Raw genomic sequence first — 20,874 nt, forward strand, 5'->3', positions numbered from 1 at the left:
CACAGGCCCGGTTAATACGTAGTTGAGATGGACGAAAAAACTGAGGAGCTACGGGATATCTTCGTCGATATCACCGACGAAGACACCGTCACCGAACGGCAGTCCGAATCCCGTGGCTCGCTCACCGGCGAGACGTCGACCGAGGGACTCGCCGCCATCGTCGCCGAGATGCGGGAGGTCTGTGGGTTCGACACGTCGCTGGACGACGAGGCACTGGTGGCGGTCGTCGAGCGGTTCTACGCCGGGGACTCCGATGGGGACATCGCCGAGGCGCTGGATGTAGACCAGCGGACAGTGTTCCGTGCCCGCCTCGATTTACACCTCCTCCGGGAGAGCGACACCGACGCGCCGTTCGACTTCGAACGGTTCCGCGAGCTCCTCGCCGAAGACCGAGCGGCGGGCGACATCGCCGAGACACTCGGCGTCTCCGAGTCGACCGTCCGACGGTATCGCCGGGTCGTCAACGCCCGAGACGAGAGTCGACGCGTCAGCGGCCGGTTCAGAAGCAAGTTCGAGGACCTCGTCGCCACGGCAGACCTGAGCCAACAGCTCACGACCGATGTACAGGACGACGGTCTCGAAGAGGCCACCGAGGGCATGGAGACCAACGTACAGTTCTGAGGACAGTCCTCACACGACACGATGCCCGCGACGGAGTCAGTCCGTCGGCTTTCCGTGAGACGAAGATAGAAACGCCACCGCGGCGAAGGCGGTCCAATGCGCGAGCGGTTCGTCTCGGTGTGGCGTCGGGTCCTCTCGCTGTCGTGGCCGGTGATGGTCGAACAGACCACGCGGACGCTGATGCGCACCGTCGACATCCTCGTGACGGCGCTGTTCTCGCCGGTCGCCGTCGCCGCCATCGGCCTCGCCGACCTGTATGCGCGGTTCCCGCTGTGGGTCGGCCTCGGGATGGGCAGCGGCGCCATCGCGCTGTCCTCACAGGACACCGGCAGCGGCGCGACGGCGAACCGGGACGAAGCGATTACGCAGGCACTCGGCCTCGGGTTGCTCGTCGGCGTTCCCTTCGCCGTCGGGGGCGTCCTGTACGGCGAGGCCGCCATCGCGCTGTTGGGGGCGCCCGACGAAGTGGCTCGACTGGGCGGACAGTACCTCGCTATCGTCCTCGCGACGGCGCCGGCGAGACACGTCGCGCTCATCGCCGCGCGGTCGCTGCAGGGGACCGGTGACACCCGGACGCCGATGTACGTCAACATCGTCGCCAACGGCCTGAACATCCTCGGGTCGCTCACGCTCGGCCTCGGACTGTTCGGTGCGCCTCGGCTCTCCATCGTCGGCGTCGGCATCGCGACCGCGGGTGCGAACCTGTTTACGGCCGGTGTGCTCGTGGTTGCGTTGGCGACCGACTGGGCGGACGCGAACCTCACGCGACCGACCGACGTCGTGGTCACGAAACAACTGCTCCGTGTGAGCGCGCCGTCGGTCGCCGAGGGACTCGTCTCGACGCTGGCGGAGTTCCCGCTGAACGCGATACTGCTCGGATTCGGTACCGAGGTCAACGCGGCGTTCCACATCGGCCGGCGGCTCTACCAGCAGTTGACCGGGCCGCTGTCGCGGGGGTTCAACGTCGGTGCGAGCATCCTCGTTGGGCAATCGCTCGGGGCGGGCGACCCGGAGACGGCCCGATTCGAGGGGTGGGCGACGGTCGCACTCGGCATCGGAACGGTCGGCGTCTTCGGCCTCGCGTTGGCCGTCGGTGCCCGGCCGTTCGTCTCGCTGTTCACCGACGACGCCGCGACAGTCACCTACGCGGTCGATTTCGCCCGCGTGTACGGACTCACCGCCGGATTCCTCGTCACATTCTCCGTCCTGCAGGGGGCGTTGGCGGGCGCCAGCGAGACGCGAGCGCCGTTTCTCGCCCGCACCTCGGGGATGGTGCTGTTCATGTTGGGCGTTACCTACGTCGTCGGCGTCGTCCTCGGGTACGGCGTCCTCGGGGCGTACTTTGGCATCGGCCTCACGTACGTCTGGATGGCGGCCGTCGTCGCCGGGAGTTTTCACTACAGCGGATGGGCCGAACGGGCGGCGTCGATGCTCGAAGCCCGCGGGAGCGTCGGATAATCGCCTCGACGGCGTCGTCAGGTCGAAGCGCTGAATACACCGCGGGGGAATGTTGAAACGAATGCTGCCGCCTTCGTGGAAGCGTGACATCGCGAGCGGACTCATCGTACTGGTGCCGTTGCTCGTGACGGCGTACGTCGTCGCCTTCATCTACCAGTCGATAGCCAACCTGCCACTGTTGGAGCAAGCGCTCGCGAACCAGCCCGTCGTGGTCCGCGTCCTCGTCACGCTGGTGCTGTTCGCGCTGTTGGTTCTCTCGGTCGGCTATCTGATGCGAACGACCGTCGGCGACCTCCTCGAACAGTCACTCGACAACGTGATGAACCGCCTGCCGGGGCTGCGGGTCGTGTACAACGCCTCGAAGATGGCCGTCGAAACCGCCGTCTCCGGCCCCGACGACCTCCAGACCCCGGTGAAACTCGAAACGTGGAACGGGATGCGGATGACCGCTTTCAAGACCGGCAAGACGACCGACGACGGCAAGGACGTGCTGTTTCTGCCGACCGCACCGAACATCACGACGGGATTCGTCGTCGAGGTCGAACCGGACCGCTACGAGGAGGTCGACGAGAAGGTCGAAGACGCCCTGACCCGCATCCTCAGCGCCGGTTTCGGCGAGAATCGAGAGCAGAGCATCCAAATCGACGTGACAGAGGAGACGCCGGCCCCTCGGGCCGACGACGAGGCCGTCGACGACTGATTAGCCGGTGAGAATCGCCCGCAGCGCGAACAGCGCGTTCTCCTTGCGCTCCATCAGCCGCCGATAGAAGTACGACAGCCAGCGGTCGCCGTAGGGAGCGTACTGGTAGACGGTGACGCCTTCTGCGGCCAACTCCCGTTGGGCGTCCTCGCGGACGCCCATCAGCATCTGGACCTCATACGGCGTGCCGTACTCCGCGTGGAGGTCGGCAGCGTGGGCTATCATTTCGGGGTCGTGGCTCCCGACGGCGACGCCGCGGTCGAACTCTTGGAACGCCAACTCGAGGTACTCCCGATAGGCCTCGTTCACCCGCGGTTTGTCGGTGTAGGCGACTTCGGGCGGTTCGTCGTAGGCGCCTTTCACCAGCCGTATCTTCCCCGGTACGTCCGCGAGCCGTTCGATATCGGCGGCCGTCCGCTTGAGGTTGGCCTGCAGACACAACCCCATGCGAGGATACGTTTCGGCCTGTGCGACGAAGGCCGAAAGCGTCGCGTCGGTGGTCGTGTGGTCCTCCATGTCCATCCAGACGAAGGCACCGGCGTCGGCGGCCGCCTCCACGATGCGTTCGAGGTTCTCACGGAAGACGCCGACATCGACGTCGAGGCCGAGTTGAGAGGGTTTCACCGAGATACAGGCGTCGAGGTCGCTATCGCCGAGTTCTCCGAGCAGTCGGCAGTAGGCGTCGGTGTCGGCGTCGGCGGGCGGGCGCGTGTCGTAGTGTTCCCCCAGCAGGTTGAGTATCGCGCCGATTCCGTCGTCGTTGAGTCGGCGCGCGTGGTCCATCGCGGTCGCGGGCGACTCGCCGGCGACGAACCGCCGGGCGATTGGCGGTAGCATACGTTCGAGTACTCCCGCCCGCCTCAAGAGGATACCCCCGCGAGCGGAATCCCCCGGTCTTATGCTCGTGCCGACTGGAGGCCGGATATGGTAGTCGAGACTCTCGTCGTCGCCGTGTGGGCGATGCTGCCCGCCTACATCCCCAACAACGTCGCCGTGTTGGCCGGCGGCGGCCAACCAATCGACGGCGGCCGCCGACTCGACGACGGCAAACGCATTCTCGGCGATGGGAAAACGTGGCGTGGGACCGCCTTCGGGACCGCCGCGGGCATCGTCATCGCACTCCTGCTCAACGCGCTGAACGGCGTCGCTAGCCTCGGCCTCCCCGAGTTCCCCCTCACGGCCGCCGTCGGTCTCGCCTTCGGCGCGATGCTCGGCGACATCCTCGCGTCGTTCGCAAAACGCCGGACCGGCCGGGAGCGCGGCGCCGTCTTCCCCGTCGTCGACCAACTCGACTTCGTCGTGGTCGCGTTGCTGTTGACCGCCATCCTCTCGTATGGCTGGTTCCGCGAGACGTTCACCCTCCCGGTCATCGTCGCAGTCATCGTGCTCACGCCCATGCTCCACGTCGTGACGAACGCCATCGCCTACGCGCTCGGCCTGAAGGACGAACCGTGGTAATCACATCGGATTTATCACCGTCGGTCGTGTGAACCCGCCACATGGACCCTGACGCCCTCCAGGAAGAAGTCGACGAGTGGGTCCGCGAAGGAATCATCGACGAATCCCAAGCCGAGGCGATACTGGCCCGCTACGAGGACGAATCGACCGGACGCTCGCGGGTCGTCGTCGCACTGTCGCTCGTCGGCGCCGCTCTCGTGTTCGCCGGTGTCGTCCTGTTCCTCGCGACGAACTGGGAGGACCTGCCGCGGGCAGCGCGGATGGCGGTTCTCGTCGCCGGGCCGGCGCTGGCCTACGTGTCGGGGATCGTCGCCTACGACCGGTCGGTCCCGCGAATCGGCCACGCACTCTGTGTCCTCGGGGCCGTGTTGGTCGGGCCGTCGCTGTTCCTCTTCGAGGACCTGCTGACGCTCGGCGTGGACTCGGAGTGGCTGCTGTTGGCGTGGACCGTCGCCATCCTACCGACCGCCCACGCGCTGGGGTCGCGGGTCGCCACGGGCATCGGCCTCGCCGTCGTTCTCGCGTTGGTGCTCACGCTGTCGTCGCCGGACGACCCCGTGCCTGCGGTCGGATTGCTCGGCGTCGCGCTGTTCGCACTCGGCCACACTCGCGAGGGCGCGGTCCAGTGGACCTACCGCGTCGGCGGCGTCGCCTTCACTCTCGGAACGCTGGTAGTGATGACCACCCTCGAAGGGCAGTTCGAACTGTACGCCTTCGGCCCGCCGGCCGTCCTGGGCGGCACCGCCGTCGGCGCACTCCTCGGCGTCGGGTGGCTGTTTGTCGCCGGTAACCGGGAATCCGGCGGCTGGGCCGGCTTCGCCGTCGTCGCCCTCGCTGTCGTGACGGCGCTGGCGACTGCGGCCCCCGACACCGTCCCCGAGTTCGTCGCCTTCCTCGGGGTACACGCCGCTGCGGTAGCCGGCCTCGTCACGACCGGCTATCTCGGGTATCGCCGTCGCTCGCGGGCCTACATCGATCTCGCCGTAATCGGGGCGCTGTTGCAGTCGCTGTCGTTCGTCGAGGCGACGGTCGTCGACGCGCTGTCGGGGTCGGTCGCGCTCGTCGTCGCCGGCCTGCTGCTTTTGGCCACCGGCGTCGCCTTAGAGCGGGGCCGGCGCTCGCTGCTGTCCAGAATCTAGACCGGCGGCGGGGCTTATGTGGACGGGCACGCACCGTGAGGTATGTTCTTGGCCGCGGGACTCCTCGCAATCGTCGGTCTCGTTGCGGTGAGTGCCTTCTTTTCGTCGAGCGAAATCTCGTTGTTCTCGCTGGAGGAACACCGACTCGGAACGCTCGCAACGGAACCGGGCGGCGACGTGCTGGTCGCGCTCCGAGAGGACCCCCACAGACTGCTCGTCACGATTCTCGTCGGCAACAACGTCGTCAACGTCGCCATCGCCTCGCTGACGACGGCGCTGTTCGTCGACCGCTTCCCCGGCGGCCTCGGCGTCGTCCTCGCGACGCTGTTCGCCAGTACGGTCGTCCTCGTCTTCGGCGAAATCGTCCCGAAATCGTACGGCGTCGGCAACCCCGAATCCGTCGCGCTCCGCGTCGCTCGACCGGTCAAGGTGGTCCAGACGGCGCTGTACCCAGTCGTGGTGGTCTTCGAGTCGATTACCGACGCCATCAACCGCGTCACCGGCGGCGGCCGCGACATCGAACGGCCCTACGTCACCCGCGAGGAAATCGTCGCGTTGGTCGAGACCGCCGAGCAACTCGGCATCGTCGAGGGCGACGAGCAGGCGATGATAGAGCGAATCTTCCGGTTCAACACGACGACCGTCGGGAACGTGATGGTGCCGCGAGCCGACGTAGTCGCCGTCGACGCCGCCGCGAGCGTCGAGGACGCCATCGACGCGTGTCGCTCGGAGCGGGTCACTCGCCTCCCGGTGTACGAGGGCGACTTCGACCGCGTTCTCGGCTACGTCGACATCCGCGACCTCGTCGACGCGCCGGCGGACGCCTCGCTTCAGTCGCTGACCAACCCCGCCCTCCACGTCTTCGAGGGGAGAGAAATCGACGAGGTGTTGGCCGAACTGCAGGCGAGTCGAACCGAGTTGGCCATCGTCTACGACGAGTTCGGTTCCGTCGAAGGCCTTCTCACCGTCGAGGACATCGTCGAGGAGATCGTCGGCGAGATATTCGACATCGGTGAGGAGGCGGCGGTCGTCCGGCTCTCGCCGACGACGGCGACCGTCAGCGGGACGGCCTCGACCGAGGCTCTCAACGACGAAATCGGGACGCACTTGCCGGCAGCCGGCGAGACCGTCGCCGGCCTACTCGCCGAGCGGTTGGGCCGGCCGGCCGAACCGGGCGACGTACTCGACGTAGCCGACGCCCGACTCACGGTTCGGAGCGTCGAGGACAACCGCGTCCGACGCGTCCACGTCGAACGACAGACGGAGGCGTCGCTGGACGGGAAATAAAAGGAAGAAGCGTTCGGAAGGCGGTTCGAGACGGCGGGCTGGTAGGGAGCTGTTGTAACCCGACCGGATTACATCATGCCGCCCATGCCGCCGCCCATACCGCCCATGCCGCCCATACCGCCGCCCATGCCGCCGCCGGGGCCGCCGGGCATCTCGTCGTCGTCGCCGTCGTCGCTGGAGCCACCCTTGAGGTCGCCCGCGGCGATGACGTCGTCGATGCGGAGGATCATCACGGCCGCCTCGGTGGCGGACTCGATGGCCTGGGTCTTGACTCGGAGCGGCTCGACGACGCCCTCGTCTTCCATGTCGATGACCTCGCCCGTGTAGGCGTCGAGGCCGGCGGCGTCGGCGCCGTCGGCGTGCTGACTGCGGAGGTCGACAAGGGAGTCGATTGGGTCGAGACCGGCGTTCTCGGCGAGCGTGCGCGGAATCACGTCGACGGCGTCGGCGAAGGCCTCGACGGCGAGCTGCTCGCGGCCGCCGACGGAGTCGGCGTAGTCACGCAGGCCGAGGGCCAGCGCGATCTCGGGGGCACCGCCGCCGGGGAGGACTTTGCCCTCCTCCAGCGTGGTGCGGACGACACCGAGGGAGTCCTCGATGGCGCGTTCGATTTCGTCGACGACGTGTTCGGTGCCGCCGCGGAGGATGAGCGTGACCGCTTTGGCCTCCTCGACGTCCTCGACGAAGATTTTCTCGTCGCCAGCGATGTCCTTCTGGGCGACGCTGCCGGCGAAGCCGAGGTCGTCCTCGGTGATGTCGTCGATGTTGGAGATGACGCGGCCGCCCGTCGCGCGGGCGAGCGCCTTCATGTCGGATTTCTTCGCACGGCGGACGGCGATGATGCCCTCCTGTGCGAGGTAGTGTTGGGCCATGTCGTCGATGCCCTTCTGACAGAAGACGACGTCGGCGCCGACCTCTTTCAGCTGGTCGACCATCTGGCGAAGCTGCTGTTCCTCCTGGTCGAGGAACTGCTGGAGCTGGTCGGGGTCGGTGACGTTGACCTCGGCGTCGATTTCGGTCTCCTTGACCTCGATGGGCGTCGACAGCAGCGCGATGTTGGCGTCCTCGGCGAAGTACGGCATGTTGTCGTGGACGCGCTCTTTGCCCACGATGACGCCCTCGACGAGTTCGGACTCGTCGACGGCACCGCCGACGACCTTCTCGACTTTGATGTTGTCCGTGTCGATGTCGTCGCCGTCGGCGACGGCCTGCACCGCGTCGACGACGAGTTCGGCCAGCAGGTCCTTCGAGGCTTCGGCGCCCTTGCCGGTCATCGCGGTCGCGGCGATGGACTCCAGCACGTCGCTGTCGTCGGCGTCGACGTCGATGGCGATGTCCTCGAGGATCTCCTTGGCCTCGGCGGCGGCCTGTCGGTACCCCTGTGCGAGGATGGTCGCGTGGATATCCTGGTCCAGCAGGTCCTCTGCCTTCGAGAGGAGTTCACCCGAAATGACGACGCTCGTGGTCGTACCGTCGCCGACTTCCTCTTCCTGCGTTTCGGCGACTTCGACGATCATGTTGGCCGCCGGGTGCTCGATGTCCATCTCTTTGAGGATGGTGACGCCGTCGTTCGTGACGACGACGTTGCCCGTCGAGTCGACGAGCATTTTGTCCATCCCTTTCGGGCCGAGTGTGGTGCGTACCGACTCGGCGACCGCCTTCCCGGCGGTAATGTTCATCGACTGTGCGTCCTTTCCGGAGGTTCGCTGGCTCTCCTCGGAAAGAACTATCATCGGCTGGTTGCCCATCTGTTGTGCCATAGTCGTCCGAATGATTGTCTGTGGTTCTATATAAAGGTTTCTGAAATGGCAGCGGAAAACCCCCATACGGGGGCAGGACGGGTGTGTGAATAGGTGTCGAGAAAAGTTTATATATGGCTTCGAAGCGGTTCCGCGCGGCGTGCCGCTGTCCGACGGTTTATCACGCGCCCGCGAGTGTGGCAGTGTATGGCAACCAAGACAGCGGCCTACGACTACGTCGTCGTCGGCGCCGGGTCGGCCGGGTGTGTCCTCGCGTCGCGTCTCAGCGAAGACCCAGACACCTCCGTCCTCCTACTGGAGGCCGGTGAACCCGACGAGAAACGCGAGATTCACATCCCGGCGGCGTTCCCGGAACTGTTCAAAAGCGACGTGGACTGGGAGTACTACACCGAACCCCAACCCGGTCTGGCCGACCGCGAGTTGTACTGGCCGCGCGGAAAGACCCTCGGCGGGTCCAGTTCCATCAACGCGATGATTTACATCCGGGGCCACCCCGACGACTACGACGAGTGGGCCGACCGCGGCAACGACGGGTGGGCCTACGAGGACGTCCTTCCCTACTTCAAGCGCAACGAGACGTTCGAACCCGGTGACGGCGACTACCACGGCACCGACGGCCCGCTACACGTCTCGAACCCCCGGTCGCCGAACGACCTCTCCCGGACGTTCGTCGAGGCCGCAACCGACGTCGGCCATCCGCGGAACGCCGACTTCAACGGCGCCCGACAGGAGGGCGTCGGCCTCTATCACCTCACCCAGAAGAAGGGCAAACGCCACAGCGCCGCGGCCGCCTACCTGACACCACATCTCGACCGGCCGAACCTCACCGTCGAGACCGGCGCCCACGCCACCGAAATCGCCTTCGACGGCAATCGCGCCTCGGGCGTCGAGTACGAACAGGACGGCACGCGACTCCGGGCCGAAGCAGTCGAGGAGGTGCTCGTCTCCGGCGGCGCCATCAACTCCCCGCAACTGCTCATGCTGTCGGGACTCGGCGACCCCGAACACCTCACCGACCAAGACATCGAGGTACAGGCCGAACTGCCGGGCGTCGGTCGAAACCTCCAGGACCACCTCTTTGCCTTCACCGTCTACGAGTGTACCGAACCCGGGACGCTCGACGACGCCGGCCGAATCCGGGACCTCGCGAAGTACTTCCTGTTGAAGCGGGGCCATCTCACCTCCAACGTCGGCGAATCGGGCGGCTTCATCAGGACCGATGACGACCTCGACGCACCGGATTTGCAGTTCCACTTCGCACCCGGCTACTTCATGGAACACGGCTTCGAGAACCCCGAGGACGGCCACGGCCTCTCGGTCGGGGCGACCCAACTCCGCCCGGAGAGTCGCGGGTCGATTTCGCTGGCCTCCGACGACCCCTTCGCCGACCCCGTCATCGACCCGAACTACCTCGACGACGACCGGGACATGGAGGTGTTAGTCGAGGGCATCCGTCGGGCCCGCGAAATCCTGCAGGCGGAGCCCTTCGACGACGTTCGCGGCGAGGAGATCTGGCCCGGTGAGGAGGCGACCACCGATGCCGAACTGCGCGAACACGTCCGCGAGACGGCCCACACGGTGTATCACCCCGTCGGAACGTGCAAGATGGGCGACGGCGACGATGCGGTCGTCGACGAGGAACTCCGCGTCCACGGCGTCGAGGGGCTTCGCGTCGTCGACGCCTCGGTGATGCCGACGCTCGTCGGCGGCAACACCAACGCACCCACGATGATGATAGCGGAGAAAGCGGTGGATCTGATTCGCTCGTAGTAAACCGAAAGCGGCCCGTCTCAGCCCGTAAACTGGTGGTACTCGATGTCGTTGGACTTCATCTCGTTGTGGCGCCGTTCGAGGAAGGAGTAGACGGCGCCGTGGGGCGCGCCGTCGAGAATCATCTCGGCGGCGCTGCGGACGGCGTCCACCTGCTGGGGTTTGCCGATGATGCCCAGCGTCGACCCGTAGATGACCACGTCGGCGCCGGAGAGTTCGGCCATGAGTTCTCGGGTTCGACCGCCCTCGCCGATGAGCCGGCCCTTCTTCCGGCGGAGGTCCTTCTTGTTCCGGGTGGCGGCCTCGATGTCGATGAGCTCGAACAACTGCATGTCGTCGTCCAGCAGGCGCATCGCGTCCTCGGGAGCGAACCCGCGGCCGATGGCCTTGACGATGTCCGGCCCCTTCAGACCGAGTATCGGGTCGCCGACGGTCTCGACTTTCACCGACCCCGTCTCGGAGTCGATGTCCAGACGGACCTCGGCGCGGGATTCGATTTCCCGCATGGTCGCACCCCCTTCGCCGATGAGAACGCCGATGCGGTCCTCCGGAATCGTGACGTGTTTCATATCCACGTTTCGTCGTGGATACTTTTAAGCGTTCGCCGATGCGGATGCCACTACAACTCTAGTTCGAACTCGTATTCGTCGTGGAGTTCCCCGGCGATTTCGCCCTTCGCTTCGGCGCCGCGGCGGAAGCCCGAGGCTTCGAAGAACCCGATTCCGACCGAGTTCTCGGCGAGGACGGAACACGCGATGCGGTCGACGCCCTGCTCGGTCGCCCACCGACGGATGCGGTCGAGCAGCGCTGCCCCGACGCCATCCCCCCAGCGGTCGGGATGAACGTAGATGGTGTGTAACTCCACTTCGTCGGCCCACGTCTGCTCGGCGCTGGCGAAGCCGATTACGCTCTCCTCGTCTCCGCTTTCGGCGACAAAGAAAGCGATGTCGTCGTGTTCGACGCCCGCCTCGATGAGTTCTGGGTCGTAGTACTCTCCGAGGGCGCCCTCGATGGTCGAGGGTTCGAGAGATCCGCCGTAGGCCGCATACCACGAGTCCCGAGCAACGTCGCGGATGGCCGCCACGTCGTCGGCCGTCGCCTCGCGTATCTCGACGCTCATACGGACTCCGTCACGTCGAGGAACTCGACGGTGTCGTCTTCGGTGTCGACGACGGCCACCGTGCGGTGCTCGTCGGGGACCGTCGGGAACTGTGCGCCGGGGTTGATGACCGTCGTCTCGTCGACGGACCGCTCCTCGCGAACGTGCCAGTGGCCGTGACAGACGTAGTCGTACTCTCCCGAGGACGCCAAGGCGTCGATGACCGGCCGCTGTTCGCCGTGAAGGACGGCGAACGCTCGTCCGTCGAACTCCAGTTCGGCAAAGCGACCGTGCAGCGTGCCGCCGTCGAGGCTCTCGAAGGCGTCGACGAGCCCCTCGCGTTCGCCGTCGTTGTTCCCGCGGACGGCGTGGACCGCGATGTCCTCGCGGTCGAGATGCGGAATCAGTGGCGGTGCGATGAAGTCCCCACAATGAATCACTGCCTCGACCCCGCGCTCGGCGAAGGCATCCATCGCGGCGTCGGCCGCCGGGACGTTGTCGTGGGTATCGGAGATGATGCCGACGTACATGAGCGACCGTTCGTCGCACGTCGAAAAGAAGCCACCGGGGACCGAGAGTTGGTCGACTGTCGAGCCCACGACTGCGACGACCGGTGACGCTTTCCGTCGGGGCGGCGTACCCCGAGACGAATGACAGAGGAGTACGGCCTGTTAGAGCCCGAGGAGTCAGAGGGGCTCGGCGACGAGTGGGAAGAACTCGACGTGTCGGACACGGAAGCCGACCGTACCGCCAGAAAGCAGGACCGTGAGTTCCTCGAGTTCCGGAAACGCATCAAGAACACCGAGCAGTTCAAAGTCGAGGCGTCGGTGTTCGACGACGCCACGTTCGGTGCGCTGTACAAACTGGTTCAGGACGGCTACATCGACGCCTTCGGCGGCCCCATCTCGACCGGCAAGGAGGCCAACGTCTACACCGCCCTCGGGCCGGACGGCGAAGTGGCGGTGAAGGTCTACCGCATCAACGCTTCCGATTTCCGGCAGATGCGGGACTACCTCGACGGCGACCCCCGCTTCGAGGGCATCGGCTCGGACAAGAAGAAGGTCGTCGTCGCCTGGACGAAAAAGGAGTACGCGAACCTCATGCGCGCACGCAAGGCGGGCGTCCGCGTGCCTGAACCGCTGGCCGTCGAGCGGAACGTCCTCGTGATGGAGTACCTCGGCGGCGAGAACGACCGCGCCAAACGCCTCAACGAGGTTCACGTCGAGAACCCACAGACGGCCTACGAGGTCGTCCGAGAGTACACCCGACGGCTGTATCGTGCGGGGCTCGTCCACGGCGACCTCTCGGAGTACAACATCGTCGTCCACGACGGCGAGTTGTGCCTGCTCGATTTGGGCCAGGCGGTCACCGTCCATCACCCCAACGCCCGGGAGTTCCTCGAACGGGACTGCCACAACGTCGCCGCGTTCTTCCGCCGACAGGGGCTGGAAGTCACCGACGACGACCTTCTGGAGTACGTCACCGAAGCCGAACCGGAGCCGGACGGCGACCAGGAGTAACCTCCCAGCCCCGGGTCAGTCGTAGGCGTGGGCTTCCAGCGTCTCCATCGGCACTGTATCCAACACCGCTTCGTTCGTCGCTTCCAGAACGACCGGCGGCACCGTCGTCTCAGGGATGTGTCGGGTCCGAACTGCCTCTAGCGTCTCGACCCAGCGAGGCACACAGACACACCAGCGGTCGCCGGGAGAGAGGCCCGGGAAGTCGAGTTCCGGCCGCGGCGTCACGAGGTCGTTGCCCTGTTCGCGGCTGAATTCGAGGAACGCGTCGGTCATGACGGCACACAGTTCGTGCCGTCCCATATCCGCATCGTGACACGAACAGCGCCCGTCCCGCTGGAACCCCGTTTCGGGGTCGGTGCTACACGGTTCGAGCGGCTCTCCGAGGACGTTCAGTTCGGGCATACCGACAGAACGTGCGCCGGCGACAAAAGTTCCCTCGGCGAAGAGAGCGCAGTCAGACGCTGTCGGTGATGTGGCCTTCTTCGCGCAACTGGTCGGCGTCCTGTTTCTCGTAGCGCCACACCACGTCGGCCTTCTCGTCCTGCCAGTCCCACGGTTCGACCAACACCACGTCGTCTTCACGAATCCAGATGCGCTTCTGCATCCGGCCGGGGATGCGTGCGGTTCGCTCCGTGCCGTCCATACAGCGGACCTTCACTCGGTTGGCGCCGAGCATGTTCGTGACGACGGCGAACACCTCGTCGTCGTCGGGCATCCTGAGGTTCTTGCGTCCCTCGTTGTCGCTCATACCCGTCGGTTGGATAGGGAGCCCTTTAATTCTTTCAAGCAGAGCGCCTTCCAGTTCGGTCCGCGCGCCAACCGCTACCGAACCACGAAACCGCCAGTATCCGGCAATAATTGCCACAGTATCGGCACCGTCACCGTACCCCACATAACACCGCGCCCTCCCAATCGTGGCCCGTTAATATACCGTGGCAAGGATTAAATCGGTGGAGGGGTAGTGTTCGCGCGTTATGAGCAAATCCGCAGACGCGGAGCAGGAGGCGGAGTCGATGCGAGCCGTGGTCTTCCAGGAGCCACAGGAGCCGATGGAAGTAGAGGAGGTCGACCGACCGGAACCCGACCCGGACGGCATCGTCGTGGAGACGGAGGCCTGCGGCGTCTGCCGCTCCGACTGGCACGCCTGGCAGGGCGACTGGGACTGGGTCGGCGTCATGCCGACGCCCGGCCTCATCTTCGGACACGAACCCGTCGGCATCGTCAAGGACGTCGGCGAAGACGTCGAGAACTTCAGCGAGGGCGACCGGGTGTGCGTCCCGTTCAACCTCTCCGATGGCACCTGCCGGTTCTGCAAGCAGGGTCGAGCGAACATCTGTGAGCGGGTCATCCCGCTCGGATTCGTCTCCTTCCAGCCGGGCGCCTTCGCCGAGGAGTTCCCGGTTCGGAACGCCGACCACAACGTCATCAAACTCCCCGACGGCGTCGACCCCGTCGAGGTCGCCGGCCTCGGCTGTCGGTTCGCGACGGCGTTCCACGGACTGGTCCACCGCGTCGACGTGACCGCCGGCGACTGGGTCGCCGTCCACGGGTGTGGCGGCGTTGGCCTGTCTGCGGTCCACATCGCCGACGCACTCGGCGCGAACGTCATCGCCGTCGACCTCTCGGAAGACAAACTGGAGAAAGCCGAGGAACTCGGCGCCGACGCCACCATCGACGTGACCGAAGTACAGGACGTTCCCCAGGCAGTCAAAGGCGAGACGCCGAAGAGCCGCGGCGCCGACATCAGCGTCGACGCCCTCGGCATCGCAGAGACCTGCCGGAACTCCGTGAACTCGCTCGCCAAGGGCGGTCAGAACCTCCAGATTGGCCTCACCACGAGCGAGGAGGAAGGCGAAGTGTCGCTTCCCGTCGACAGCATCGTGATGGACGAACGGGAGTTCATCGGCTCCTTCGGCATGCCGCCCCACGAGTACGAGGAGATCTTCTCGATGATGGAGCAGGGCAAAATCGACCCCGGCAAGATCGTCTCGAAGACCATCTCGCTGGAGGAGGTCCCCGACACCATCGCCTCGATGGGCGACTTCGATACGGTCGGCATCCCCGTCTGCAACGAGTTCTAACCGAATCCGCCGTTCCGTTTTTGAGTGTGCTTACGACGAGTCGGAGCGTCACTAAGACACGACTACTGCTCGGTCGCCGGTCGTAGGGAGCGGGTTACCAACTCCACTGCTCCCGTCTTCGGTGAGCATGTCCCTGCGTTCGGTTCCGTCGCCCATCGGACACTCCGAAGTGAGCCACCTGATTCTGTGGGCGCTCGCCGTCCTCTTTTTCGGCGTCGGCGACGTGGTGACGACGACCGTCGGGCTCGGCATCGAGGGACTGTTCGAACTCGGCCCGGTCACCTCGGTGTTCGTCGAACGGTACGGACTCGGGGGGATGGTGGCGTCGAAGGCCCTCATCTTCGGCGGCGGCTTTCTCTGTTGGCGAGTCGTCCAGCGGCCCTACCGCGTCGGGGTGCCGCTCGGACTGGCGCTTCTGGGCGTCTCCGTGACGGGGTGGAACCTCTATCTGCTGGCGCTCGTCGTGCCGTCGTGACCGCGCCGTCGGGAAATCCGGCTCTTTAGGTATCCCCCGTGTACACCCACTGGTATGAGTACCCAAGAACTGACGGACGCGCTCGGAGACACCGGTATCGCGGGGACTGTGCTCGTCGTCGTTGGGATGGTGCTGCTCGGCCGTGAGAACCGCCGGGCCGCCCTCGCGGCGACGGTCGTCATGGCGGGGGGCGTCCTCCTCGGGCACGGCCTCCTCGGCACCTTCCTCGAATCGATGGGGATGAGCTACGACGACCTCTAGTCGCGCTGCCAGAGGTAGACGGCCAACGCGAGGAACCCACCGAAGAACGTCAAAAAGAACAGCCCACCGACGGCCAGCGCCCACAGCGCCGCGTTGTCGTTACCGCGGCTCTCGGCATCGTTGAACACCCAATACGCCGACACGAACGGGATGATGAGGTACAGCAACCCGAATATCAGTAGTTCCGGTCCGCCTGGAAGGCCGAACTGAAGCGGGAACATCACCCGGAGTACACCCGCTTTATTTAAAAAACCACGTCAGCCGTCGGCGGCGGGGTCACGCGCCCGGTGCTCGCTGATGACCTCGTCGAGTTTCGCGGATTTCTTCTCGCGTCGGCGCTCTTCGGCGCGGTCCTCCCAGTCGTCGATGACCGACTCGACTTCGCTCTCGCGGGCGACGGCGAGTTCGTCGATTTCCTGTATCGTCACGTCGTCGGCCGGCCCGACGGGAATTCCGTGGTCGAACAGCACCTCGTCGGCCTGCTCGGAGAGTCGGCCGTCCCGGAGGACGACCCGCGGCTCGCGGTCGGCCAGTCGCTCGGCAGTCGCTCGGCCGGCACCGCTGGCATCCCGGAGGTACACCACGTCGTCGGGGGCGAGACCGTAGCTTTCCTCGGCGGCTTCGAGGGCGCCTTTCGTGAACTGCTCGACGGGCTTGACCGGGACCAGCCCCTGTTTCTCCGCGGCCACGTCCGCGAAGTTCGAGTGGTCGAGTTTCCACAACTCCTTGAGCCGTTCGAGTTTGCCGTCGAGTTCCTCGTTTGCCTGTTCGGCCTCGGCGAGTTCGCGTTTCAGCCGTTCGTTCTCCCGCTCCAGCCGCGTCACTTCGCGGCGCTCGCGAGCCTCCCGGCGCTCCTCGCGCCGTGTTTCGGAGAGTTCGTCTTCCAGTTCCGACACCCGGCTGTCCTTCTGTTGGATGGTGTCTTTCAGGTCCTCGACGTGACCCTCGAGGCGCTCGATGCGAGCCTCCAGACGCTTGATTTCCTTCTCCTCGGCGGTCAGTTCTCGGGGGTCGTGTTCGGTTGACTCCTCGTCGGACTTCTCGTCCTCGGCGAGGTCATCGAGGACGGCTTCGACGCTTTCCTCGCCGGCGACCACGCGGGCCGTCACTTCTCCGCGGTCGAACCCCGCGGGCGTCTTCTCGGCGATGCGGTCGAACTGGTCTTCGTGGCTGTCGAAGGCGAACAGCGCCGCCGCCATCGCGTCCCGTTCGTGGTCGTTGTCGTAACTCTCCTCGCGGGTGCGGTGGAGCTTTCTGTCGACCGGCAGGTCGGTCCCGGGAATCCAGCCCGCGGCGTCGAAACTGCGGCGTATCTTCTCGACCGTCTCGGGCATCGGTTCGACGTCGGCGGCGACGATGACCGGTCGGCCGTGTTCGATAATCCATTCGATGACCTCGGCGGTGTCGGCAGTGCGGGTCGACCACACGTCGAGGACATTCCCGTCGAGGTCCAACAGCGACACCGCGGTCGTCGTCCCGGGGTCGATGCCGACGACGACGAAATCCCGTCGTTTCGCGAGCGGGCGATACTCGATGCCGTCGCGGCGCTCGCGCTCGATTTCGATGCGGGTGTCGCCGGAGCGCCGCGCCGAGACGGGTATCTCGGCGGGCGTCGCTTCGACTTCGAACAGTGCCTGAGAGTAGCCCCCGTACTTCTCGGTGACCACCTTCTCGTAGTCGAGGGCGGCGTCTTCGAGTTTCGACTCGACCTCTCGAGTAACGGTTTTCACCGACCCGTGGATGCGACGGGTGAAGCGGTCCTCGCTCCAGCCGCCTCCGCCGCCGGTCGAGCGCCCACGGGCGACCTTCACCGTCGTCGTGTTCGTAAACGCCGACACCTCGTAGCCGACGTTGCGGGCGGCGAGTCGCGCCGCCGCTTCGGCCTCCTTCATCGGCGGCTTCGCGTAGGGGACGCCGTGTCTGGCGGCGACGCGCGAGAGCGGTTCGGGCCGCTCGTCGCCGGTCACCTGCACCAGTTTCGTCTCCGACGGCAACTCTCGGAGGAAGTGGACGAGTGCGCCCTTGTCCTCGGCGAGTTCGTAGGTGTTGTCGGTGGCGACGATGGCCGGCGCTTCGGATTGGATTCGCCGGCGGAGCTTTCGGCCCGACACCACGTCGCGCTCGATGGACTCGCCGTCGAAGGCGACCACCGCATACGAGGGGGCATCACCTCGAACGTCGCCGCTCTGGATGTCGACGCCGAAGATGAGGGAATCGAGGGCACTCGTTCGCGTGCTCACGGCCGCGTGTAGGAATGCAGCGAGTATAAACTCCGTGCCGAAGCCGGCGAAACGCCACCACGTCGTCGCGGGGTACGGCTTTTTGTCCCCCCGAACCGACCGTTCGGTAATGCCACGGTATTTCGAGGACATCGAAGTCGGAGCGACCTACGAACTCGACGGTACCTACGAAGTCACCGAAGACGAGGTGTTGGAGTTCGCCGAGAAGTACGACCCCCAGCCGTTCCACACCGACGAGGAGGCGGCGAAAGACTCCATCTTCGGCTCGCTTGCGGCCTCGGGATGGCACACCGCCTCGATATGCATGCGCCTGCTCGTCGACGGGTTCCTCGATGCTGAAACGTCGATGGGTGCCCGCGGCATCGACGACCTCCAGTGGAAGCAGCCGGTGTACCCCGGCGACACGCTGCACGTCGACGTGGAAATTCTCGAGAAACGCGTCTCCGAGAGCCGTCCCGAGATGGGTCACGTCCGCTCGAAGTTGACCGGCTACAACGACGACGACGAGGCCGTCATCGAGTGGAAGGCCGACGGGATGTTCCGCCGCCGCGAGGCCGACGAGTAGCGACGCCTACTCCGCGTTCGGGTACGGCACGTCGAGTTCGTCGCCGTCGTCGGGGACGAACGCCTCGTTGCCGAACACCTCTCGGGCCTCCCGTTCGATGGGTGAGACGTTGCCCGCGTACCGCGAGGAGACGTGGACCAACGCGAGGCGTTTCGCCCCCGCTCCCGCGGCGATTTCGGCGGCTTGGGCGGCCGTCGAGTGGGCCGTCCGGCCCGCACGTTCGGCGTTGTCGGCGGCGAAGGTCGCATCGTGTATCAACAGGTCGGCGTCGGCGGCCACCTCGGCGGTCCGGTCGCTCGGCCGTGTGTCGCCGGTGTAGACGAGCGTGCGGCCAGGGCGGGGGTGACCGACGACTTCCTCGGAGCGAACGGCCGTTCCGTCGTCCAGTTCCACGTCCTCGCCGGCGTGGAGTCGCTGGAACTTCGGACCGACGGGAACGCCCAACTCCTCGGCGCGTTCGCGGTCGAATCGGCCCTTTCGGTCGTCCTCGACGAGGGCGTAGCCGACCGACGGCGTGTCGTGGTCGGTCGCAAACGCCCGGATTTCGTACTCGTCGGCCTCCAGCGCCACGTCGCCGTCACCGACGCCGTGGATGCGAATCGGGAACGACGGGTCGGTTCCCGTCGCGCCGACCAACCGCTCGATGCGGCGCTGTTGGCCCGAGGGGACGTGAATCGCCAGCGGGTCGGTCCGCTCGTTGAAGTCCATCGTCTGCAACAGCCCCGGAATCCCGAGGGTGTGGTCGGCGTGGAGATGCGAGACGAAGATGTGCGAGACGCCGAAGCCGGTTCCGAATCGCATCATCTGTCGCTGGGTTCCCTCCCCGCAGTCGAAGAGGAACCGCTCGCCCTCCCGACGGCAGAACACCGAACTCGTGTTCCGCTGGGTCGTCGGCACGGCCCCGCCGGTTCCGAGGAACGTCACACACAGCGACATACACGGGGAAAGTGGCGGCGTTTACATACCGCCTTCGATGCCGGGCTACTCGCCGTTCCAGTAGTCGACGTCGTCGTCGCGGTTGTAGTAGCCGTGGACCGACCGCTCCTCGCGGCCGCCGGGGGGCGACCCGGCGAAGACGCCGATCTTCCCCGAATCCGGATAGACGGTCACGTCGGGTTCGTTCATCGTCGAGACTGCCAGATAGCGGAGGGACCCCTCGGAGTCATTGACGACGCGGTGGCCGCCGGATTCCTCGGCCGGGAAGGCGACGTAATCGCCCGTCTCGAGGTCGTACGTTTCGTCATCCAGACGGAGCGTTCCGGTGCCCGAAAGGACGTACAGCGCCTCCTCGTTGCCAGTGTGGTAGTGATACGGCCACGAGCGGTGACCGGCCGGGAGTTCGTACAGACTACAGCCGATGTCCTCGCCGTCGGCTGCCTCGGCCAACTGCTTGCGTTTGAACCGCGTCTCCCCGCGGTCGGTTTCGGACCACTCGAGGTCGGCTTCGTTGATGGGGCCCATGTGTCCTCCCGAAGTCGTTTACACGTAGTGGAACCACTCGTCGTAGCCGTCGAGTTCGCCGTTGACGAGGTCGAAGAACCGCTGTTGAATCTCCTCGGTAACCGGGCCACGCGAACCGTTGCCGATTTCCTTGTCGTCGACGCTCCGGATGGGCGTCACCTCGGCGGCGGTGCCGGTGAAGAACAGCTCGTCGGCGGTGTAGAGCTGTCCGCGGGCGATAGAGGCCTCGTCGTGGACGGTGTATCCGAGGTCCTCGGCCAGTTGGATGGCCGTCTCGCGGGTGATACCGTCGAGGATGGACTCCGAGAGGCCGGTCGTGTAAATCTCGCCGTCGTTGACCATGAAGATGTTCTCGCCGGGGCCCTCCGCGACGTTGCCCTCCTTGTTGAGGACGATGGCCTCGACGTAGCCGTTGCGGCGGGCCTCCTCGCCGGCCAGCATGGAGTTGACGTAGGGGCCAGTCGCCTTCACGTTCGTCGGAATCTGACTGGAGGCGTGTTTTCGCCACGAGGAAACCATCACGTCGACGCCGTTCTCGATGGCGTCCTCGCCGAGGTAGGCGCCCCACGGCCAGCAGGCGACCATCGTCTCGGTCGGGCAGTCCTTCGGCGAGACGCCCAGGGAGTTGTACCCGTAGTAGACGAGCGGCCGGATGTAACAGGACTCGAGGTCCTGTCGGCGGATGAGTTCCAGCGTCGCCTCGGTAATCTCCTCGCGCGTGTGGTCGATGTCGTGGTCGAGCACTTTCGCCGAATCGAACAGGCGGTCGAGGTGTTCCTCCCAGCGGAACAGCGCCGGGCCGTCGACGGTGTCGTAACACCGCGCACCCTCGAAAACGGCCGTTCCGTAGTGCAGCGAGTGGGTCAGAATGTGTGTCTGTGCGTCGTCCCAGTCGACGAACTCCCCGTTCTGCCAGATGGTGTCGACGTCCATCTCCTCGAAAGACATACTCCGTCTGTGGGCGCCCCCCGTAATGAGT

The 20,874-nt window shown here is 65.8% G+C and carries 24 protein-coding genes; 12 read left to right on the plus strand and 12 right to left on the minus strand.

Annotated elements, in window-relative coordinates; all coding sequences use genetic code 11:
- The first annotated feature begins 27 nt into the window (after positions 1 to 27).
- The 3 genes from HWX69_RS17090 to HWX69_RS17100 all read left to right on the plus strand — a co-directional run bounded on the left by HWX69_RS17090 (position 28) and on the right by HWX69_RS17100 (position 2,779).
- On the plus strand, positions 28 to 621 hold the full coding sequence (locus tag HWX69_RS17090) for a conditioned medium-induced protein 4 (RefSeq protein ID WP_178918234.1): 594 nt from the start codon (positions 28 to 30) through the stop codon (positions 619 to 621).
- Between the two features lie 96 nt (positions 622 to 717).
- Positions 718 to 2,079, plus strand: a complete 1,362-nt coding sequence (locus HWX69_RS17095; RefSeq protein WP_178918235.1) for an MATE family efflux transporter — start codon at positions 718 to 720, stop codon at positions 2,077 to 2,079.
- 61 nt (positions 2,080 to 2,140) lie between these two features.
- Complete coding sequence (locus HWX69_RS17100; protein ID WP_178918236.1) at positions 2,141 to 2,779, plus strand: DUF502 domain-containing protein; 639 nt, start codon at positions 2,141 to 2,143, stop codon at positions 2,777 to 2,779.
- On the opposite strand, the gene HWX69_RS17105 is transcribed toward HWX69_RS17100, so the two are convergent.
- The gene (locus HWX69_RS17105; RefSeq protein ID WP_178918237.1) at positions 2,780 to 3,616 is read right to left on the minus strand and encodes a proline dehydrogenase family protein; all 837 of its coding nucleotides are present in this window, start codon (positions 3,614 to 3,616) and stop codon (positions 2,780 to 2,782) included.
- Positions 3,617 to 3,703: 87 nt separating this feature from the next.
- Here HWX69_RS17105 and HWX69_RS17110 point away from each other — a divergent pair, with 87 nt between their 5' ends.
- From HWX69_RS17110 to HWX69_RS17120, 3 genes are read left to right on the plus strand one after another with little or no spacing between them, the layout of a single operon-like run.
- Entirely contained in the window at positions 3,704 to 4,237 is a 534-nt protein-coding gene (locus HWX69_RS17110; RefSeq protein WP_178918238.1) for a CDP-2,3-bis-(O-geranylgeranyl)-sn-glycerol synthase, read from the plus strand.
- 41 nt (positions 4,238 to 4,278) lie between these two features.
- On the plus strand, positions 4,279 to 5,376 hold the full coding sequence (locus HWX69_RS17115; RefSeq protein ID WP_178918239.1) for a DUF2157 domain-containing protein: 1,098 nt from the start codon (positions 4,279 to 4,281) through the stop codon (positions 5,374 to 5,376).
- A gap of 42 nt (positions 5,377 to 5,418) precedes the next feature.
- Complete coding sequence (locus HWX69_RS17120) at positions 5,419 to 6,663, plus strand: hemolysin family protein (RefSeq protein WP_178918240.1); 1,245 nt, start codon at positions 5,419 to 5,421, stop codon at positions 6,661 to 6,663.
- A 68-nt stretch (positions 6,664 to 6,731) separates the two neighbouring features.
- On the opposite strand, the gene thsA is transcribed toward HWX69_RS17120, so the two are convergent.
- Complete coding sequence (gene thsA, locus HWX69_RS17125) at positions 6,732 to 8,411, minus strand: thermosome subunit alpha (protein WP_178918374.1); 1,680 nt, start codon at positions 8,409 to 8,411, stop codon at positions 6,732 to 6,734.
- Between the two features lie 198 nt (positions 8,412 to 8,609).
- Here thsA and HWX69_RS17130 point away from each other — a divergent pair, with 198 nt between their 5' ends.
- A complete protein-coding gene (locus HWX69_RS17130) occupies positions 8,610 to 10,193 on the plus strand; it encodes a GMC family oxidoreductase (protein WP_178918241.1) in 1,584 nt (527 codons plus the stop codon).
- 20 nt (positions 10,194 to 10,213) lie between these two features.
- Here the strand turns inward: HWX69_RS17130 and HWX69_RS17135 are convergent, their stop codons facing one another.
- Genes HWX69_RS17135 through HWX69_RS17145 form a run of 3 tightly spaced genes read right to left on the minus strand, consistent with a single transcriptional unit; the run spans position 10,214 to position 11,822 of the window.
- The gene (locus HWX69_RS17135; protein WP_178918242.1) at positions 10,214 to 10,762 is read right to left on the minus strand and encodes a KH domain-containing protein; all 549 of its coding nucleotides are present in this window, start codon (positions 10,760 to 10,762) and stop codon (positions 10,214 to 10,216) included.
- Positions 10,763 to 10,812: 50 nt separating this feature from the next.
- Positions 10,813 to 11,313, minus strand: coding sequence for a GNAT family N-acetyltransferase (locus HWX69_RS17140; RefSeq protein ID WP_178918243.1), 501 nt, complete (start codon positions 11,311 to 11,313; stop codon positions 10,813 to 10,815).
- Positions 11,310 to 11,822 carry a metallophosphoesterase gene (locus tag HWX69_RS17145; RefSeq protein WP_178918375.1) on the minus strand — a complete coding sequence of 171 codons (513 nt, stop codon included), beginning with the start codon at positions 11,820 to 11,822 and terminating at the stop codon, positions 11,310 to 11,312. The genes HWX69_RS17140 and HWX69_RS17145 overlap by 4 nt, the downstream gene beginning before the upstream one ends.
- A gap of 120 nt (positions 11,823 to 11,942) precedes the next feature.
- Here HWX69_RS17145 and rio1 point away from each other — a divergent pair, with 120 nt between their 5' ends.
- Positions 11,943 to 12,812: a serine/threonine-protein kinase Rio1 gene (gene rio1, locus HWX69_RS17150; protein WP_178918244.1), complete on the plus strand. Its 870-nt coding sequence runs from the start codon at positions 11,943 to 11,945 to the stop codon at positions 12,810 to 12,812.
- A 15-nt stretch (positions 12,813 to 12,827) separates the two neighbouring features.
- Here the strand turns inward: rio1 and HWX69_RS17155 are convergent, their stop codons facing one another.
- Positions 12,828 to 13,214 (minus strand): DUF2237 family protein, encoded by a 387-nt coding sequence (locus HWX69_RS17155; protein WP_178918245.1) that lies wholly within the window; start codon positions 13,212 to 13,214, stop codon positions 12,828 to 12,830.
- A 52-nt stretch (positions 13,215 to 13,266) separates the two neighbouring features.
- Entirely contained in the window at positions 13,267 to 13,560 is a 294-nt protein-coding gene (eif1A, locus tag HWX69_RS17160) for a translation initiation factor eIF-1A (protein ID WP_178918246.1), read from the minus strand.
- Positions 13,561 to 13,825: 265 nt separating this feature from the next.
- On the opposite strand from eif1A, the gene HWX69_RS17165 reads away from it, so the two are divergent.
- From HWX69_RS17165 to HWX69_RS17175, 3 genes are all read left to right on the plus strand, one after another.
- Entirely contained in the window at positions 13,826 to 14,893 is a 1,068-nt protein-coding gene (locus tag HWX69_RS17165) for a zinc-dependent alcohol dehydrogenase family protein (RefSeq protein WP_178918376.1), read from the plus strand.
- A gap of 127 nt (positions 14,894 to 15,020) precedes the next feature.
- Entirely contained in the window at positions 15,021 to 15,368 is a 348-nt protein-coding gene (locus HWX69_RS17170; protein WP_178918247.1) for a hypothetical protein, read from the plus strand.
- Between the two features lie 54 nt (positions 15,369 to 15,422).
- Complete coding sequence (locus tag HWX69_RS17175) at positions 15,423 to 15,629, plus strand: DUF7470 family protein (protein ID WP_178918248.1); 207 nt, start codon at positions 15,423 to 15,425, stop codon at positions 15,627 to 15,629.
- Here HWX69_RS17175 and HWX69_RS17180 read toward each other — a convergent pair.
- Both HWX69_RS17180 and HWX69_RS17185 read right to left on the minus strand, forming a co-directional pair.
- Entirely contained in the window at positions 15,626 to 15,850 is a 225-nt protein-coding gene (locus tag HWX69_RS17180) for a hypothetical protein (RefSeq protein ID WP_178918249.1), read from the minus strand. The two genes, HWX69_RS17175 and HWX69_RS17180, sit on opposite strands and share 4 nt — an antisense overlap.
- 36 nt (positions 15,851 to 15,886) lie before the next feature.
- Positions 15,887 to 17,869: a DUF460 domain-containing protein gene (locus HWX69_RS17185; protein ID WP_178918250.1), complete on the minus strand. Its 1,983-nt coding sequence runs from the start codon at positions 17,867 to 17,869 to the stop codon at positions 15,887 to 15,889.
- A gap of 109 nt (positions 17,870 to 17,978) precedes the next feature.
- Between HWX69_RS17185 and HWX69_RS17190 the strand changes: the two genes are divergently transcribed.
- On the plus strand, positions 17,979 to 18,434 hold the full coding sequence (locus tag HWX69_RS17190) for a MaoC family dehydratase (RefSeq protein WP_178918251.1): 456 nt from the start codon (positions 17,979 to 17,981) through the stop codon (positions 18,432 to 18,434).
- Positions 18,435 to 18,440: 6 nt separating this feature from the next.
- Here the strand turns inward: HWX69_RS17190 and rnz are convergent, their stop codons facing one another.
- From rnz to HWX69_RS17205, 3 genes are read right to left on the minus strand one after another with little or no spacing between them, the layout of a single operon-like run.
- Positions 18,441 to 19,370, minus strand: coding sequence for a ribonuclease Z (gene rnz, locus HWX69_RS17195; protein WP_178918252.1), 930 nt, complete (start codon positions 19,368 to 19,370; stop codon positions 18,441 to 18,443).
- A gap of 45 nt (positions 19,371 to 19,415) precedes the next feature.
- Positions 19,416 to 19,895 (minus strand): cupin domain-containing protein, encoded by a 480-nt coding sequence (locus HWX69_RS17200; protein WP_178918253.1) that lies wholly within the window; start codon positions 19,893 to 19,895, stop codon positions 19,416 to 19,418.
- Between the two features lie 18 nt (positions 19,896 to 19,913).
- A complete protein-coding gene (locus tag HWX69_RS17205; RefSeq protein ID WP_178918254.1) occupies positions 19,914 to 20,843 on the minus strand; it encodes a branched-chain amino acid transaminase in 930 nt (309 codons plus the stop codon).
- Between the last annotated feature and the right edge of the window lie 31 nt (positions 20,844 to 20,874).

It is taken from the genome of Natronomonas gomsonensis (assembly GCF_013391635.1).
Lineage (GTDB): Archaea > Halobacteriota > Halobacteria > Halobacteriales > Haloarculaceae > Natronomonas > Natronomonas gomsonensis_A.

Coding starts and splice junctions, on each gene's coding strand:
- HWX69_RS17090 (WP_178918234.1), top strand. CDS start 28: ATGGACGAAAAAACTGAGGAGCTACGGGATATCTTCGTCGATATCACC.
- HWX69_RS17095 (WP_178918235.1), top strand. CDS start 718: ATGCGCGAGCGGTTCGTCTCGGTGTGGCGTCGGGTCCTCTCGCTGTCG.
- HWX69_RS17100 (WP_178918236.1), top strand. CDS start 2,141: ATGCTGCCGCCTTCGTGGAAGCGTGACATCGCGAGCGGACTCATCGTA.
- HWX69_RS17105 (WP_178918237.1), bottom strand. CDS start 3,616: ATGCTACCGCCAATCGCCCGGCGGTTCGTCGCCGGCGAGTCGCCCGCG.
- HWX69_RS17110 (WP_178918238.1), top strand. CDS start 3,704: ATGGTAGTCGAGACTCTCGTCGTCGCCGTGTGGGCGATGCTGCCCGCC.
- HWX69_RS17115 (WP_178918239.1), top strand. CDS start 4,279: ATGGACCCTGACGCCCTCCAGGAAGAAGTCGACGAGTGGGTCCGCGAA.
- HWX69_RS17120 (WP_178918240.1), top strand. CDS start 5,419: ATGTTCTTGGCCGCGGGACTCCTCGCAATCGTCGGTCTCGTTGCGGTG.
- thsA (WP_178918374.1), bottom strand. CDS start 8,411: ATGGGCAACCAGCCGATGATAGTTCTTTCCGAGGAGAGCCAGCGAACC.
- HWX69_RS17130 (WP_178918241.1), top strand. CDS start 8,610: ATGGCAACCAAGACAGCGGCCTACGACTACGTCGTCGTCGGCGCCGGG.
- HWX69_RS17135 (WP_178918242.1), bottom strand. CDS start 10,762: ATGAAACACGTCACGATTCCGGAGGACCGCATCGGCGTTCTCATCGGC.
- HWX69_RS17140 (WP_178918243.1), bottom strand. CDS start 11,313: ATGAGCGTCGAGATACGCGAGGCGACGGCCGACGACGTGGCGGCCATC.
- HWX69_RS17145 (WP_178918375.1), bottom strand. CDS start 11,822: ATGTACGTCGGCATCATCTCCGATACCCACGACAACGTCCCGGCGGCC.
- rio1 (WP_178918244.1), top strand. CDS start 11,943: ATGACAGAGGAGTACGGCCTGTTAGAGCCCGAGGAGTCAGAGGGGCTC.
- HWX69_RS17155 (WP_178918245.1), bottom strand. CDS start 13,214: ATGCCCGAACTGAACGTCCTCGGAGAGCCGCTCGAACCGTGTAGCACC.
- eif1A (WP_178918246.1), bottom strand. CDS start 13,560: ATGAGCGACAACGAGGGACGCAAGAACCTCAGGATGCCCGACGACGAC.
- HWX69_RS17165 (WP_178918376.1), top strand. CDS start 13,826: ATGCGAGCCGTGGTCTTCCAGGAGCCACAGGAGCCGATGGAAGTAGAG.
- HWX69_RS17170 (WP_178918247.1), top strand. CDS start 15,021: ATGTCCCTGCGTTCGGTTCCGTCGCCCATCGGACACTCCGAAGTGAGC.
- HWX69_RS17175 (WP_178918248.1), top strand. CDS start 15,423: ATGAGTACCCAAGAACTGACGGACGCGCTCGGAGACACCGGTATCGCG.
- HWX69_RS17180 (WP_178918249.1), bottom strand. CDS start 15,850: ATGTTCCCGCTTCAGTTCGGCCTTCCAGGCGGACCGGAACTACTGATA.
- HWX69_RS17190 (WP_178918251.1), top strand. CDS start 17,979: ATGCCACGGTATTTCGAGGACATCGAAGTCGGAGCGACCTACGAACTC.
- rnz (WP_178918252.1), bottom strand. CDS start 19,370: ATGTCGCTGTGTGTGACGTTCCTCGGAACCGGCGGGGCCGTGCCGACG.
- HWX69_RS17200 (WP_178918253.1), bottom strand. CDS start 19,895: ATGGGCCCCATCAACGAAGCCGACCTCGAGTGGTCCGAAACCGACCGC.
- HWX69_RS17205 (WP_178918254.1), bottom strand. CDS start 20,843: ATGTCTTTCGAGGAGATGGACGTCGACACCATCTGGCAGAACGGGGAG.